At 59.0% G+C, this 15,417-nt stretch carries 16 protein-coding genes; 1 reads left to right on the top strand and 15 read right to left on the bottom strand.

The features are described 5' to 3' along the window. Positions 1-56: 56 nt before the first annotated feature. Positions 57-824 (top strand): hypothetical protein, encoded by a 768-nt coding sequence (locus tag AB4Y89_RS21635; protein WP_442303024.1) that lies wholly within the window; start codon positions 57-59, stop codon positions 822-824. Positions 825-874: 50 nt separating this feature from the next. On the opposite strand, the gene AB4Y89_RS21630 is transcribed toward AB4Y89_RS21635, so the two are convergent. From AB4Y89_RS21630 to AB4Y89_RS21560, 15 genes are all read right to left on the bottom strand, one after another. Further along, a complete protein-coding gene (locus AB4Y89_RS21630; protein ID WP_442303023.1) occupies positions 875-2,521 on the bottom strand; it encodes a hypothetical protein in 1,647 nt (548 codons plus the stop codon). Positions 2,522-2,637: 116 nt separating this feature from the next. Beyond that, the gene (locus AB4Y89_RS21625; RefSeq protein ID WP_442303022.1) at positions 2,638-3,423 is read right to left on the bottom strand and encodes a hypothetical protein; all 786 of its coding nucleotides are present in this window, start codon (positions 3,421-3,423) and stop codon (positions 2,638-2,640) included. A gap of 10 nt (positions 3,424-3,433) precedes the next feature. Continuing rightward, positions 3,434-4,144: a hypothetical protein gene (locus AB4Y89_RS21620; RefSeq protein ID WP_442303021.1), complete on the bottom strand. Its 711-nt coding sequence runs from the start codon at positions 4,142-4,144 to the stop codon at positions 3,434-3,436. A 3-nt stretch (positions 4,145-4,147) separates the two neighbouring features. Beyond that, positions 4,148-4,588 (bottom strand): GNAT family N-acetyltransferase, encoded by a 441-nt coding sequence (locus AB4Y89_RS21615; protein WP_442303020.1) that lies wholly within the window; start codon positions 4,586-4,588, stop codon positions 4,148-4,150. Then, positions 4,585-5,196, bottom strand: coding sequence for a hypothetical protein (locus AB4Y89_RS21610; RefSeq protein ID WP_442303019.1), 612 nt, complete (start codon positions 5,194-5,196; stop codon positions 4,585-4,587). The genes AB4Y89_RS21615 and AB4Y89_RS21610 overlap by 4 nt, the downstream gene beginning before the upstream one ends. A gap of 113 nt (positions 5,197-5,309) precedes the next feature. Next, complete coding sequence (locus AB4Y89_RS21605; RefSeq protein WP_442303018.1) at positions 5,310-6,749, bottom strand: hypothetical protein; 1,440 nt, start codon at positions 6,747-6,749, stop codon at positions 5,310-5,312. Then, positions 6,749-7,480 carry a hypothetical protein gene (locus AB4Y89_RS21600; protein ID WP_442303017.1) on the bottom strand — a complete coding sequence of 244 codons (732 nt, stop codon included), beginning with the start codon at positions 7,478-7,480 and terminating at the stop codon, positions 6,749-6,751. Before AB4Y89_RS21600 ends, AB4Y89_RS21605 begins: the two co-directional genes overlap by 1 nt. A gap of 3 nt (positions 7,481-7,483) precedes the next feature. Next, positions 7,484-7,699, bottom strand: a complete 216-nt coding sequence (locus tag AB4Y89_RS21595) for a hypothetical protein (RefSeq protein ID WP_442303016.1) — start codon at positions 7,697-7,699, stop codon at positions 7,484-7,486. A 175-nt stretch (positions 7,700-7,874) separates the two neighbouring features. Next, positions 7,875-9,086, bottom strand: a complete 1,212-nt coding sequence (locus AB4Y89_RS21590; RefSeq protein WP_442303015.1) for a P22 phage major capsid protein family protein — start codon at positions 9,084-9,086, stop codon at positions 7,875-7,877. A 147-nt stretch (positions 9,087-9,233) separates the two neighbouring features. Further along, a complete protein-coding gene (locus AB4Y89_RS21585) occupies positions 9,234-10,046 on the bottom strand; it encodes a hypothetical protein (RefSeq protein WP_442303014.1) in 813 nt (270 codons plus the stop codon). Between the two features lie 151 nt (positions 10,047-10,197). After that, on the bottom strand, positions 10,198-12,459 hold the full coding sequence (locus AB4Y89_RS21580; RefSeq protein WP_442303013.1) for a portal protein: 2,262 nt from the start codon (positions 12,457-12,459) through the stop codon (positions 10,198-10,200). Continuing rightward, complete coding sequence (locus AB4Y89_RS21575; protein WP_442303012.1) at positions 12,456-13,928, bottom strand: hypothetical protein; 1,473 nt, start codon at positions 13,926-13,928, stop codon at positions 12,456-12,458. Before AB4Y89_RS21575 ends, AB4Y89_RS21580 begins: the two co-directional genes overlap by 4 nt. Beyond that, entirely contained in the window at positions 13,900-14,340 is a 441-nt protein-coding gene (locus AB4Y89_RS21570) for a hypothetical protein (protein ID WP_442303011.1), read from the bottom strand. Before AB4Y89_RS21570 ends, AB4Y89_RS21575 begins: the two co-directional genes overlap by 29 nt. After that, complete coding sequence (locus AB4Y89_RS21565; RefSeq protein WP_442303010.1) at positions 14,306-14,551, bottom strand: hypothetical protein; 246 nt, start codon at positions 14,549-14,551, stop codon at positions 14,306-14,308. Before AB4Y89_RS21565 ends, AB4Y89_RS21570 begins: the two co-directional genes overlap by 35 nt. Continuing rightward, complete coding sequence (locus AB4Y89_RS21560; RefSeq protein ID WP_442303009.1) at positions 14,544-14,918, bottom strand: hypothetical protein; 375 nt, start codon at positions 14,916-14,918, stop codon at positions 14,544-14,546. Before AB4Y89_RS21560 ends, AB4Y89_RS21565 begins: the two co-directional genes overlap by 8 nt. Positions 14,919-15,417: the final 499 nt, after the last annotated feature.

Here is a 15,417-nt window from a genome sequence, read left to right as displayed (position 1 = left end):
TCCTGGCAAGAAGAGAAGCGGTCGGAAATACTCCGAAGTGATACACTGCCCACCGTATGCGTTCGCTTTTTCTTCTCGTCCTTAGCATTTTGGTAACGATCTATCTTGCACATGACTTTCCTCACGCGGCGTGGGTGCCGGTGATTGCCGGCATGTTCGGCGGTTGTTGGTACTACGAGTCTGTGGGACGCAACCGGTTTGAGCCGTTTGCAGTGAGTTTCCGCATCGAGTTCTTCTACGTTTTAACCGGGATCGGAATTATCACAGAGGATGAGTTTCGGGCGTATAACGGGCAAGCCATAGGAATCAATCGACTGGAGCCCCTGCAGCAGATGGTCGAAAAGGGGGTCAAGGCGATTGTCGTTGGCCTCTGTGATCGCAACCGAAGGACTCTCGTCCATTGGACTCAAGAGGGTATTTATTCCTCAGGCTTCAGCTTCCGAAAGCGTCTCGATATGATTCCTTCCCGTAAGGAGTTCGGTGCATGGCATCCTGGCTTCTTTATCCGTTCGGCTTCTACGAGATATGTTGTAGGAATCAGTGTTCCAACCCCATGGTGGCAGGCAAACAAAGATGGTGAAGGAATCAAGAAGTTTGTGATTGCTGTCGAGGATGGGGATTGGGAGACGAATCTTATCCTCGCGACCATACCGGACGCGGTGTTCGCGCCATATTATGGCGATCGGGGAAGCTTCTTCTGGGAAAAGCGTGTGGAGCGTGCAGATCGCGTTGCTGAAGCGAGCGGGCTGCGAAAGAGCGCCCACTGGTACTCCACCTATTCGAACGAGTGCTTCACTGTGGCGATTCAGTTTGTTTCCACTTAAGACAAGAACTTCTGAGACACGACACTAGTAACCAACGGAATTCGCACAGCTTATTTCTGCTGTTTCCCCTGTAGCAGGCCATTGACGATCGATGCAAGCCGCCGGGAGCCAAATGAAACATCGCCTGCGTCCTTCAGCGTTTGTTGACCTTTGTCCGTCGATCGCAGTTTGCTGATGGTATCGTCATCGACTCCAGAGAGGGAGAGATTTCGCGCTCCATTGTCCATCCATCGCTGAGGTCCCCGGACTGTGGCGAGTGTGGCGCCCGCAGCTGCGCGCATAGCAACCGGCAGTGAGGAGCTGGCGGCGGTGCGGGCGGCAGGCAGCAGGACATGAGATTCCGGAATAAGTTTTGGGAGAATTGCGCCGGCAGCACCGGCGGCAAGGTGAGATAGGGGACCCGCATGGAGTGCATCGGCAAGTTGTGAACCACCAACGTAGCCAACGCCGCTTTTGACAAGATCAAGCAGGTTATCGGCAAACTGCTTCTTGATGTTGTTAGAGGGACTATCGATTCCCGGTGCCTCTGCTATAGACCGCAGTGCCGAGATTCGCTGTTGTATCGCATCGAATCCAGGTAGTGCAGCCACGAGCCTGTTATGAAGCTCGTCCTGAACTGCCTTGAGTGCATGGTGTTGTACTTCTTTCCCGTCTCCCCATTGTCGGGATAGGCCATCAAGACCGTCTTTGAAACCTAACGCTTCGCTTGCCGGAATCTTGTTGGGAATGGGAGCTCCGGACCCATGATATGAGGAAAGCTGTTCGCGGATGGTATTCAGATCATTAAGCTCGCTCGCTTGATTTCCAGGGACGGCCTGAGCGAAAAAAGGCTTCAGCCTGCCTCTGACTGCATCCAGGTCAATGAACGCCGGCGAATCCTTTGCGGCGCTGTCGAGCGCGCCCTGGTAGTGGGTCAGCAGTGCTTTGGCTTGGTCCACAACCTTACCTGGGTCGATACCGGTTGTCTCTTTCAGGATTGCTTCACCGATATCTTTCGCGTTGGCTGCTTTATCACGAGCGCTCTCGAAGAGTTTTGAACCGATAGCCTTTGCCGCCAGATAAGGCGCGGCTTTCTTAATCGCATCTGAGGCAATATGGCCGCCTGCGCCCCAGAGTGCGCCCTCTCCAAAAGATTGTCCCTGATATTTATTGACGAGGCCCGAGCCAAGAGCTGAGGCGGCGATGCCGGCGATTGGAGCTGCCCTGGGAATAAGCCTGGCGACTTCACCTGCCAGCGCGGCTTCTCCGCCTGCGGGGATGAGGAACTCTGCAGTCTGTTCGATGCCTTTGCCGACGCGCTGCGCGGTATTGTGTGCGGTCTTCATCTCGTCGAGCTTGTCGAGATCCGCTGGATGACCGAAGCCGAGGTTTGAATTGGTGAAGAAGGGTGGAAGGTGTTCCCGTGCCCATCGGTCACCGACCGAGACACCAGTGAGTGCGCCCTTTCCGATTCCTTTCACAACGTCCAGTGCGATCTGACCGCCCGTGTGCAAAGGATGAGAGGCATGGGCTGCTTCAAAGTCCCCTTGGTAGCGATGGATCTCTCCGTCATCTAAAACGAAGCCTCGTTGCTGCAATGAGGGGACGTTGCCGTAGGGAACCATGATGTAGTTTCCCTTTGTGCCCGGAGTGAGCATCCGATACGTGCCTTCTCGTTGTGGATTGTTCAATAGCGATGCGATGTCGGTATTTGCCATGCGTCAGATGCTCCATCTTGTTGTGCGTTTGTTAGGTAAGCGATTGGCAGCTACCGATCAGGGATGGCCGGGATCTTCGGCATGAGAATCAAACTCCTGTGGGCGGAAGGAATGCTCTACTGCCAACGCCTGTCGGGAAGATAGTCGCCGAGGTTGATGCCGGGTTGTGGCGTGGACGGTGCTTGAGGCGCCGGTGCACGGCTAGAGCCGCGACGGGTAGCGAGCATCCCATTGTGGTAACGCTGCATTTCGGCCAGCTGATTCGCCTGATTTTGTTCGAGCCACTTGTGATGACGAGTGTTTTCGGAGGCTTGATCCTGTTCCCGTTGTTGCCGTATCTGCTCCAAGGCGGAGGATCCGAGGTTGCCGTAGTATTGTGCCGCCTCGGGAGAGTAGAGGTCGCTGAGATGATTCTCAAGATCGAAACCCTTTTCGCGGGCTTTTTTCACGAAGGCGGTCCATGCGGTCTGCTCCATACCTTTAGGAGCGTGCATGGCTGAGGCAGCGAGCGAGGAGACCTCCTCGATGTCGTGGTCGTGGATCCTCTGCTGTTGCTGCTGGAGCAGGTACTGTTGCTGCTGCCGCCCGAACTCGGCCTGCTCCATCGCGTCAGCCTGTTTCCTGGCTGCCGGTGTTCCGAGCCCTCGTAGATTTGCAATCCGGCCGGCAGCTTCGGAGGGCTGCGGCTTGCCTTCTGCATTCATCTGAGGACGAAGGGCGCGACGGATCTCCTGGTTATCGTGGAAGTCCTGTTGCTGCTGCCGAAGATCCAGATCGCGCTGCTGCATTTCCTGCCCGCGGGCCTGCATAAGCTGCTGCTGGGCGCGGTTCTGGTATGCCTGGCCGAGTGTCTCGAACCATCCCGGTTCGCGGCTTTGTTGAATCGGTACGTAAGCTCCCATTCATGGCTCCTTAGACGTAAATGCGGTTTTGACCATAGGTTCGTCCGTTGCGAGCCAGATCGTTCTTGTATCGGTCGGTCTGGCTGTAATACTGCGCGAGCGTGCCCTGTGCTCCTTCTCCCAGACCGCTGGTCATTCCATAGAGACCCTGGGCCTGCGCATTGCCGGCTCCGGTCAAGGCGTTGAAGGTGTTCTGCGCCTGCTGCATACCGGTACTCAGACCGGCGTTGCTCACCTGGTTGGTTGCATTCGCACCGAGGTTCGCGCCTCCCATGATCTCGCTGTAAGTCTGCTGCCGATTTCCCATCCAGCGGTTATAGGCATCCCCATAGGTCTGATTCGCCAGACCCGTCGTGTAGTTCGTCAGCCCTTTGGCCGCGGATCCACTTAGGAGCCCTCCCCGGGCGGCTGCCGAGTTATTCACCGCATTCTGTCCCTGCTGCAGCGTGAACTGGTAGCCCGGGTCACTATAGAAGTCGGACATTTTGAATGTCTGCGGAGTATTGAGGTAGGTGTTGAGCTTATTCGCTGCGTTCGTGCCGACTGAGGTATAAGGTGTGTAGTCGGTGCGGATCTGGTTATAGGTATCGGTGAGTTTGTTATTTGCCTGATTGGCTGCGTCGCGGTAGGCATCCGCCTGGGAGTTGCCGGCGATCAGCGAGCCAATCCCTTTGGTGACGCCGCCGATGCCAGCGCCGATGAGGCTTGATGCAAAGGACATGGATCAAAGCTCCTTGATAAAGACTTTTTCTTCGAGCCGCCATCCCAGGCGCTCGAATAAGGCTGCGTAGTTGCGTGAGACTTTGCAGGTGATGGTGGCGAGCTCAACGCCCATCGCGCGCCAGGCTTGTTCCACCTCGCGAAAGATGCGGATACCGGCGTGACCGCGATGATCAGGATGAAGGAAGTACATGTCGCTGACGGCGGCGAGGCGTTTGCGGTTATGCAGATTGGGCATGACGATACCGACGAAGTAGCCGACGAGTTTGCCGTCGTAGCGAGCAGTGAGAAGGAAGAGCATGCCGGCCTGCTCCATGGCGAAGTACTGTTCCCATGCCATGTCGATGCCACCCTCCAGCTCGCCCGTTTCGGCGTAGTGCAAGGGGAAGAGCGGCTCCATCTCGTGACAGCAATCGGCGAGGCGTTCGGTCTGAAAGGTAATCACTTCACATACCGTCCGCTGAAAATTGCTTTGGCAGAGGTCAGGGTGAAGTTGGGCAGGTAAGCTGTGTTGCCGGCGACCATGCCGTTGCCGTAGTCGGCGTAGGCGCTGGTGTTGACTGCGGCGAAGGCGCCTGGACGGGTGGTGGGTTGGGGCATGTTGGTGATCTGCGCTGCCGTGAAAGTGACGGTGCCTACGGTGGCATCGATCTCAACCTCCCAGAAGAGCTCTTCGCCAATCGACTTCCACCAGCCCGCATAGTTCACGGCACCGGTTTCGGCTGCGCCAATCAGGGTTGGTGCCCATGTACCGCTGTCAGCGCCGACTGTTGTTTGCAGTGTGTTGATGTCTGCACGGTCCGCGAGCTCGCGAGTGTTGAGGTCGGCAACGCCGGTTTGCAGTGCAGTGATGTTTGTTTCCGCGGTTGCTACATGGGTCTGGAGCGCGGCAACATCCGAGCTGATCTGACTGAGAGGCGTACTGCTGCCGCCGCCGACGCGGTAGACGAGCTTCTGGAACCAGAGTGCCCATTGCTGTGAGACCAGGCCGTCGGCGCTGAAGAGAGGCGTAGAGATAGGGGCACCGGAGAGGCTGTCGGGATTCTGCGGCATTGGAGCATTTCTCCTGTAGGTGTAGTGCGGGGCTTATGTATCTATGGGCGTTTTCCGCAATGAAAATGCCGCTGCACGCTCCTTCCGGGATACCCGGCAAGAGGAGAAATGCTCTAGCTGACGCCTCCTTTCATCTCGATGAAGGCATCGTTGATGGCAACGAGCACATCATCGGTGATCTTGATCTCGAAGACGCGTTGGCGGGTTCTGCCGAGTCTCCACCACATCACACGTTTATAGGTATCGCCGCGTGCTCCGAGTCCGCGCCAGTATTCGCCGGACCATTTGTGGCCGCCGTCATCGGACCACCGCAGCATCAGCTGCGGCTCGGGCGTACCGATGGGAACGCCATCGGCTCCGAGTCCAACTTCCATGTCCAGCCAGAACTTCGAGAAGAAGATGTTCTTCAGCTCATCGCTCACAAACGGTGTGCTACGGATGCGAGTGATCCGCGTGCCTGCATCGTTCAACGAGAAGCGGTCGAGGATGTAGAGCTTGCCGGTGGCGTAGTCCGAGAGGATGTGTTTTCCGAAGGCTTCAACATGCATCTCTCCGCGATGACGCTCCAGGCTGCGTGCGCCGGTATAGGCACGTTCATGCCAGAGCTGCGTGCTGACGTCATAGGCCCAGGTCTTATTGCCGGAGGGGAAGTTCAGGACATAGAACTCGTGGCCTTCCTGCTGATAGCTGTAGCCGGTGGCGTCGGCGATGGTGCTGTAGGTGGCGAGGTCTTGTTCTATTGCGTGTGTGGAGATGCGTTGCGGCGCCAAGCCATTTGCCATGTAGACGATGCCCTGGCCCTGCTCATTCTTGCCGAGCCAGGCGATGGTGTTTGCAAGGCGTACTGGAGTTCTGGCAGCGGCGAGACCGAACTGGATGACGCCGCCCTGCGTGCGCTGGAAGGGGAAGGTGGCGTCGCCGGAGTCGTACCAGACCTCGACGCTGCTGGTGCCGAAGAGCCAGAGGAGCTCTTTGTCGGCGAGTGCAACGAGCAGGCCGTCGGGCGAGCTTTCGGCAGAGGCAAACATCGTCCAGTCGATGTCGGTCGAGTAGGGCTGCGTGATGACGAAGACCTGCGACCTGGGCCGGGTGAAGAGGAAGTAGCCATCGAGAAAGGTGACGGTGCTGCCGCCGCCGTTCGCTTCGAAGTCCGCGAGCGATGTCAGCGTGTTGGCTGCGAGGTCGTAGGTGTAGCCGTTCGGTCCATCGACCAGCATCAACTGTCCGCCGTTGTCCGCAATGCCGACAAAGCCGGCGGAGGAGTTCAACGTGCCGCGGCTGATGCTGGTTCCGTCGCTCATCACCTCCCACAATGTGGTGCTGGTAACGGCAAAGAGGCGGCCATCTTTGGATGTGGTGAGCATGCCGCGCACCGGATGTTCGCCCGCATCGAGTGTGGCGAAGGTCTTCAGCCCGGGCGTGCCGAGCAGGGAAGCAACGTTTTTGCCGGTGCCGGATTCATCGAGCTGGGGATAGAGGTTTACGCATCGCTGACAGTTGATGTTGGTGCTCTGCAGCTTGTAGGCGCCGCTGACGAATCCTTTGAGCTGCATCAGTTCCCTTGATTGCCGGAGTCACCGGTCAGGTAGTTGAAACCGTTGGGCGCGCCGGTGACGGCAGCATCGCTCTTCAACAACGGAACGTAGGTGTTGTTGAGCGCCATGACGGAGGCCTTGGCGTCGACCGAACGTTGAATGACGGTCGGCAGTGGATCGATGCCGTACTCCGGTGCGAGATCGACGGCGAGTCCGTAGCGAAGAGCGCGATCGTAGCCGTCGGGCAGCGTGATGTCGTCGTCGAGTGTGGCGATCTGCGTCAGCTGTTCCCAGGTGTAGAGGTTGAGTGCGTTGACGAGGCTGGGAATGGGATAAAGGAAGAGGTTGCGCAGCGGGTATTCGTTGTCGATGTAGACGAACTGCGGAAGGGTGCTGGTGGTATCAGGAACGCTGAAGGCGTTGTACTGATCGATGTTGAGGATCGGCACGGGCAGATTGAGCGGCGGATTGCTGCCCTGGTTGTAGATGAGTGTCACCTTCTCGATGCGCGTGGGGCGAACGGTATCGAAGTCTCCGCCTGGGCCCATGGTGTAGGTCTTCTTGCCTGCCACGAGCGGGAAGCTGTGCGGCATGATGGCGAAGACCATCAGGCGTTCCGTGCGCCAGGTGCTGATCAGGCTGTTCAGGCTTACGAGGGCGTCGGCGGCTTCGGAGGCGGAAGGCTCCTGCCCGCTGCCGATGACACCGATCAGACGCAGGGCTCCTTTAATGAGATCGCGGGCGGTCATCTTCTACTCCTGTGTTGTGCGGCGTTTGCGGCGTTGTGGTGTGAAGTTGGCGATTGGCGGCGTCACAGTTGCGTCGATCTGTTCGGCGGATGGGCAGGTGATGATGCCGTGGTCAGCAGGAGAATTCGTCCATGCATTGCCGAGCGCGGATTCTTCTTCGCGGGTGTGAACCACGATGGGAGGTTCGGTCGCGTGGTACTTGTACTTGGGATAGGTCAAAGGGGGTTCCTGGGAATATCGGTGAGAGAAGGAGCAAACGGCGGTTCGAGCTTCGCTCGAATACTCACGTCCCAAACGCGGGACATGGGGCACCCAGAGCCGTACCTCGGATAAGAGGTGATGAAGACGCTCTTTGAAAAAAGTGGGGCGGAGATTGCTCCCCGCCCCTGCCGGATTAAGCCTGGATGCGGCATGACCACTCGGGATACAGAGCCGCGATGCCGTAGAGGATGTCGAGGCGAAGCGGGAACTGATCCGTGGTGATGTTGTAGGCGCGCACCGCGCGAACGGAGAGACCGGTCTGCGGATCGCTCTTACGTGCGGCCATGTCGACACCGCCGGGAAGCGGAAGGTCGGCACAGGCCAACGTGAAGGCGTCACGATGGAAGGCTACGTTCTGTTCCGTCACGGCGCCGGAAGTACCGACGATCGTAAGGGCCGCGTTGTCCGCTGGACCAACGGTCACGTTCTGAAACTGGCCGGTGGGCGTGATGGCTGGAGCAATGGGGATGGTGGCATTGCCCGCGGCATCGGAGTTCACGTCCGCGACGACGACGAACTGCTGCAACTGGGTCGTCGTCTGACGGCTGACCGGATTGACCGCGAAGACGCCGGCGATGGTGAAGACATCTCCCTTCTTCAGACGGTTGGCCGCGGCAGCGGTCCAGCCATCGGTGGTGAGTGAGTTGCCGGTCTGGTTGGCTCCGTTGACCAGCGGTGTGCCACCGAGAGGACCGACGATGTGTTTGATCACGTTCTGGTCCATGCTGGTCTTGAAGCCGTACAGAGGCCCAAGGTTGCCGGTGTTGTACTGGTCGCTGATGCGCTTGCCGTCGTTGAAGATCGACTTCAAGCCCTTGATGACGTTGGCGGAGCTGCGTGCGCCGAAGACGGCTGAACGCAGGTCGCCGCGCGGAGTTGCGTTGTCATCGAGCAGCGCACCGGCATCGAGCAGAATATCGCCGCTGGTGAGTGCGGTGCCGGGGACGCCGACGGAGTTCCAGGTCGTGTTCTTCATCAGGATGAGCACGTCGAGGTCGATGGCGTTGGCCACCTGCACCATGGCGGGCTTGATGAAGCGCTCAGAGAACTGGTCGATACGCAGCGCCAGATCCGAAGAGCTGAACTGGATATCGACACCGCGCTGCGTGGTCAGGGCCAAGGGCACCGAGGTCTCGACCGAGTCTTCAATGCTGATGGCCTGGCCGGTGCGGCCGATGTAACGCGGAGGCTTGCGGATGTTCAGCGTGTCGCCGATCTTCGCGTCGGAGCGGCCGAAGGAGTCGTCGTACTGGCGGTTGATGTACTTGGCTGCGGTGAGCTGGTTCTCGAGAACCGCGAGGGCCTCATTGGTGATCATGTTGATGGTGAGAAGCTGATTCGCCACGTTGGTCTATCTCTCCTGTTCCGTTACGTGCGTTTAGCGGTATCTACATGGGGAGTTGTTTCCCTACCTGGGTGCCCCGCCCTCGCAACGCTAGGGTGGGTAAGGTTGGGGAAAAATTCTGACAACACCGATATGTCGATACGTGCTCTAGCGCAGGTTGGGGAACTGTTTGGCCCGGTAAGTTCTCCACTCTTCGGGGGACATGTCGTCGGAGAAGGGATCCTTCTCGGAGGTGCGTGTCGACCTGCCTACTAAGGAGGGAGGTTTGGGGGCCCTGGTCACGGGTGCCGCCGCGCGTTGCTGCCGCGGCGTATCGGCTGAGGGAACGAACCGCGCTTCGAGTCGTCCGATTTCACGCGCCACCTGATTGGAGCTCATCGCGGCGAGTCGTTCGGCGTCGGCAGGATTTTGCGCGAGGTAGTAGAGAAGTGCAGGGCCGTGTTCGTGGTCCTGCACTTCAGTCCACAGTGCGGGCGACATGGGGGTGTCGCTCGCGATGGCCTGCGCGATGACGGCGTCGTAGTCTGGCGCTGCATCGCGAAAGCCGTCTTCGCGCGCGAGGAAGTTGTCCTGCTGTGCCTGCCGGCGATGAACCTCCTGCTGTTGCTGATGACGGGCTTCGTGGGCTCGTTCACGCTGCTCGACCTTCCAGTCGGTCAGCGCTTCGAGGTACCCGGCCTGGGTCTCGAAGTGATCGGGAGAGGGTTTGCCGTCGTTCACGGCTGCGGGGTCTTGCCTGGTTCGCAGCGCTTCAGTGCGCCAGAACTCGGCTGCGCGTTCCGCATCGGACTTCTCACGGGTGAGCTTGTCGATGCGGCGCTGGAATCCGCCTTTGTGAGGACGAGGTGTCTCTTCCGGGGGTTGCGGTTCGTTGTCTCCAGCCGCCGACTCTGGAGCGATTTCACCCGAGATGTCTTCGGGCGCGGCGAGTTGTTCCTGCGGTTGCAGGTCTTCTGACATGGGTTGGTCTCCAAGGATTGAAAGGGCCGGACTGAGGAAGCCGTCCGTGGGCTTTGGGGAAAACTTGGGGAAGACGGATCGCGCGTTGCGCGATTGCCCACATCTGGCGACAAGGCCGCCAGATATGGGGCACCCAGTGATGATGCCCGCTCTATGACTGCATTGATTGGGCCTGGGCTTTGAAGGCTTCGATCTGGATGCGTTCGGCTTCGAGGGATAGTTCGAGTTCGCGGATCCGTTGTTCGCCGGCGGCGATGCGTTCTTTGGAGTCGGTCTCCAGTTTCGTGATCGATAGACCTTTGTTCAGGTCTTCCTGCGTGGCCTGCAGTTGCTGTGTCAGCTTCTGGATGGTTTCGGTCTGCTGCGCTAACGTCTGCTGGATCTGTGGAGGCAGTTGTGGGTTTCCGTTGCTCTCCTGTTGGATCTGCGGGGGGAGCATCGTGTGCAGACGTTTGGCGATCTCCTGCGCTCCGGGCCAGTCCATGTTTTTTACCAGGATGTCGCCGGCCATGTTCATCAGCGGCGGGTAGGACTTGGTGAGGTCGATGATCGATGAGACTGCTTCCTGACGGCGGGAGTGATAGCTGGGGCCGGTGGAGATGGTGACGTCATACGTGCCCAGGCCGAGGTCGTAGATGCGTTCGTAGCCCTGCCACTGGGCTGTTTGTTCTGGTGAGAGTTGCTGCTGTTGTCCGATGGCAGCCATCGACGGTGCGCCATCTTCGCCGAGGATGCGGATGATGCGCGGGGTGTCGTAGATCTTCGGGATCAGGTCGAGAAGGATACGGCCGCAGTGACGCATCGCTCGGGTGAGGTTGTCGATGTAGTGGAAGTTCGCTCCCTGTGCCTGTTGCTGGCGCGCGAGGATGGCCTTGCCGCTGGTCTCGTTGCCCTGCGCTCCGAGAGAGGCGTCGTAGATACCGGTCACGGCTTTGAGATCATCGGTCGACTCCATCATGGCCATATTGATGGCCTGGATCGCCGGCTCTGCATTCATTCGCTGCGGTGGAGGAGCAGGCTGACCGCCGACTGTCGTTGGCTTGTACTGCAGATAAGCGAAGCTCTTGGTGTTGGCCTGTGCCCACTGACGTTCGTAGCCTTCGAGTTGGCCTTCGGCGATCACAAAAGGCGCCTTGGGAGCGAGTGCGATGGCTTCGGTTGCGGCTGACTTCATGAAGTTGAACTGGCGTTGCGGTTCCTTGGCGTCACGCACGATGCCTTTGAGTAGAAGCTTGCCGTCGATGTCGAGCTCGTCGCCGACGACCTTCACGATGGGAATCCAGCGGCCGGCCCATTCGGTCTCTTCCAGGACTTCGAGGCCGTTGAGCTTGGCCCAGCGGACACGTTCGACCTCGGTCTGACGTTCGGCGATGATGAGGCTTTGCTTCTGTTCGTCGCTGATGCCCAGCTCTTCTGCGAGTGCATCGAAGTCATGACGAAGCATGGCGCTGCCATCGCTGAGCTGCACGAGAGGATGCGTCTCACGCTCGCGCCAGAAGTATTCAGCGATGCGGCATCCGTCTTGTTGAATCCAGCCGGTGTCGCCGATCGACTGCCAGTCTTCCATATGCGAGAGCTCGGAGTCAGGCCACGCCTTGCGATAGGCATCTTTGCTCATCGTCTCGACGACGAAGGCCCAGTCAGCATCAGAGAAGTCGGCTTCCTTGGCATGGGGATCGTAGTAGACGGTGAAGGGATTGCGGATGCGCTTGATGCGGATCTCCTGCTCGAAGGAGAGAGGGCCGCTGTAGTCCGTCGTGATGCGGAAGTAGCCGAAGCTGAAAGCTGCTGCGCCGAAGAAGGCAGTATCATACGCGGCGTCGGCGCCGGAGTCGTACTCGATGTGGCGGATGAGGCCCTGCAGGATGCGCGCGGTCTCGACGTCGGCTCCATCATCGACGGGATTGACCTGAATGCTGGGCCGGTTCTGACGCTGTTCGTTGGTGACCTGGCGGACGAACTGCGGCAGACGATTGATGGTCAGGCAGGGACGGCCATCCATCTGGCGCTGACGTTGAATGGTGTCGTCCCACTGCTTGCCGGAGAAGAACTCCAGATCTTCGAGAGCTTCTTTGCGGCCCGACGATTCGGCTTCGGCTGCGAGTTGGAAGCGGCGTCTGGCAACGTCGAGGAGTTTCTCTTCTTTAGTCTTCTTCTGCTGCGGGGCGTCCTCGCTGCGTGGCTTCGAGGGAACGTTGGCTTCAGGAGCGGTATAGAGTTTCGCGCGTTTGACGTTCTGCCCGGCGATGGAGGTGAAGACATTGAAGTCCGCGGGCTTCATCCCCTGGGTGTTGCCGTAGCTTGGCGGAACGACGGTACCAACGCGGCGAGTGCCGTTGTCTCCGTGACGCATCGTGACGGGCTGGTTGGCGATGCGGCGGAGCGCCGGGTTTTCAGTTACATCTTTCTTCATGCCATCCACCCCTGTGCTCCGGCGAGTGTGCCGGTGTATTCGTCATGCTGCTGTTGCTGGTTCACAGTGGCTACCTTTACGGCGAAGGTCATGGCGAGGTTGTCACCTTTGTCAGGAGAGGCGAGGCCGCGTGCCTTCATCTCGTCTTTGCCTTCGAGCTGGATCTGGTTCTTCGCGGTGAAGAAGTATTCAGGCGAGGTGATGTCCTCGCCGAGCTCTGGATCGTCGGGAATCTCGGCGCCGGCGGCGAGCCATTCACGCATCTGTCCCCAGGATTCGGCGCGTTTGTTGGCGTAGCGAGCTGTGTCTTCGGGAGAGTGGCTTGAGTTGTACTCATGTAGCTTGCGACCGTAGCCGCGCGAACGAAGCACATCGATGACGCCACCACCGACACCGCCGCCATCGACGACGGTCATGGCCGGGTGTTCGCTCTCAATGTATTCAGAGACGCGGCCTGCGACCTGATCGACGGGGAGACCGCGATAGGTATTCAGGATGGTGTAGCGGCGGCCCTGGCGAAGACCGATGACGGTCTGGTCGTTGCCGAAGCGGGCGACGTCGACGGAGAGGATCTTCGGCAGAGCGCTGTAACCTTCTGCTTTGAAGCGGCGGGCGTTGGCGACGATGTCGCTGGCGATGAACTGCCGTGAGCTGGCGCGAGGAAACTCGCCGCGGGCACGAACGCGGAAGAAGTCAGAGTCTTCGCCCCAGTCCTCTTCCCACTTTTTCAACTGCTGCAGGTTGGTGCCTTCGACAGAGCGCGAGTCGATCTGGCTAATAAGCCAGCGATGTTTGAACTTGCCAAAGCACTCGCGGAAGCGGCCGGTGTTCTTGGTGGGGTTGCCGAAGGCGATCCACAGGATCTCGGTGTCGGCATCGGTGAGCGCGCCTTCAGTGACCTCCCAGATACGGTCGGCGATGGCCGAGGCTTCGTCGTAGATGACGATGATGCGTTTGCCCTGATTGTGCAGGCCGGCGAAGGCTTCGGTGTTGTGTTCGGACCAGGCAAGCGCGTCGGCACGCCACTGGCGGGCGTGCTGCTTATCTTTAGCGTTGATGGTGGTGGCGGTGATCTCCCACCAGTGGGCGTTGATGGAGAGACGTGTCCACTTGCTGATCTCAGGCCAGGTCTTGGTGCGGAGCTGGTTTTCGGTGTTGGCGGTGACGACGATGCGGCAGTCTTCAAAGGTGGAGATGCCCCAGTTGACGATCATGCCGATGAGCGCGCTTTTGCCTATTCCGTGACCTGATGCGACGGCGAGCTGGATAGGATCGGTGCGATTCGTACGAAGATGTTCGCCGATCTGCTGCAGCTTCTCGCGCTGCCAGCGGCGCGGGCCGTGATGTTGCTCCAGCTCGCCTGTGCCCCAGGGGAAGGCGTAGGAGACGTAACCAAGAGGATCGTGAGTGAAGCTGCCGATGTCGGCGGCAAGGGCTGCGTCAGCGGGATTGTTTGTCTGCGCGCGCACGTGCCTCCTTCACCATCTCGGCGAGCGAGATCTCACCGGTTACGTTCATGTCGATGCGGTCGCCGTATTTGCGTGGAAGCAATTTCGAGGCGACCCACTTGCGCGTATCGATCTTCAACTTGGAGCGTTGTACGGCGACGCGATTGGGCTGGCCTTCTCCGTAGAAGTCCTCGGTTGCATCGTCGGCGAGTTCGAGCAGTTCGTCTGCCATGAATTCGGCCTGTACTTCACGGGCCTGTTTGTATCGCTGTTGGAAGTCAGGTTTGGCCGCGAGCCAGCGTGCGACGGTCTGGCGTGAAGGCATGTTGTCGAGTGAGCAGATGTGGACGAGGCTCTGGCCTTCCATCAGGAGAGCGCAGATGGTCTCGACCAGCTCGTCACTGTACTTGGATGGACGTCCGGGCTTTGCCATTCGAGGAACTCCTGTTGGCGCCGGAGGGAAGAAGACCGGCCTGTTGCATCTCGGCCGTGACACGGTCAGAGAAGGTGGGCGGTGGTGTAGGTGTGTGAGCGACGTAGGGCCGGACCGTTCGGTTCTGGCAGCGATGTATCTGCTCGGCCTCTTCGGCGAAGCGTGCATTCAGTTCCGGGTCGACGGCCACGGGGCGGGGAATCTCAATCACCTGCCGGCAGCGTTTGCAGCGCAGTGCCTGCAGGGTGTCCATGCGTTCCAGCATTTGATGGGTTTGCTCCAATCGGTGTGGGTTGCCAGGCCTCCACCAGGGCTGCGTGATAGCGGGAGCCGGCTGCATTGAGGAAGGTCACGCTGGGTCCCATCACGGAGGAGAGGTCGTGCAGTTTGGCCTTCTCCGGTTCCACCAGCAGAAGGATGCTCTTGTAACGGTTGTTCACCCAGCGGGCGGCGCCGCAGTCGATCATCCATTTGGCCTGCTCGCGCGGGATGTGGGTGGAAGGAAGCGAGTTGGTTCTTTGACCGCGACGAAATACGGCCACGTCGCACGAGGGCGATGAGGAGACGGAGGTATTCATAAGAGTGTTGGTCGTCAAACCGAAGACTGGCGGTGACTTCCAGGTTGCCGGTGCGGTGTATCGCTCTCGGCTACCTCTTCAACATAAGACGGTTGTGGAGTGGGGACAAGCGGTTTCTGGTGGGTTACTAGCGGTGGTAGTAGGTGTGGTTTTGGGGGTGTTAAGAGGTGGATTTGTTGGGTCTTATGAGAATGAATTGTTTGGTTGAACGCGGGTGGGAGCAGCGGGGTCCCCGGCCAGCTTGCTGGCTGGGGTATTCAGCGGGCTTCAGCCCGCTGAATGGGCTACAAAGATGTCTGGCTTTAGCCCTAGGCCTTCTCTATGATTAAGGCGAAGAGCCCAGGGCTAAAGAGTCTGTGTGAGTGAGGGATCTTCTCTTTGTTGAGTGGGCCTTAGTTGCTGGATTTCTTTGTGGCGTCTGGAAGGAGTTGTTTTATCGGGTTTTCTGCGGGACATTTTCTTTGTTGTATCGGAAGGAGTTGTTTTAGCGGGGCTTCTC

The sequence above is a fragment of the Terriglobus sp. 2YAB30_2 genome (genome assembly GCF_052114765.1).
Taxonomy (GTDB): Bacteria; Acidobacteriota; Terriglobia; order Terriglobales; family Acidobacteriaceae; genus Terriglobus.
This window is presented reverse-complemented; position numbering and strand designations above follow the sequence as displayed.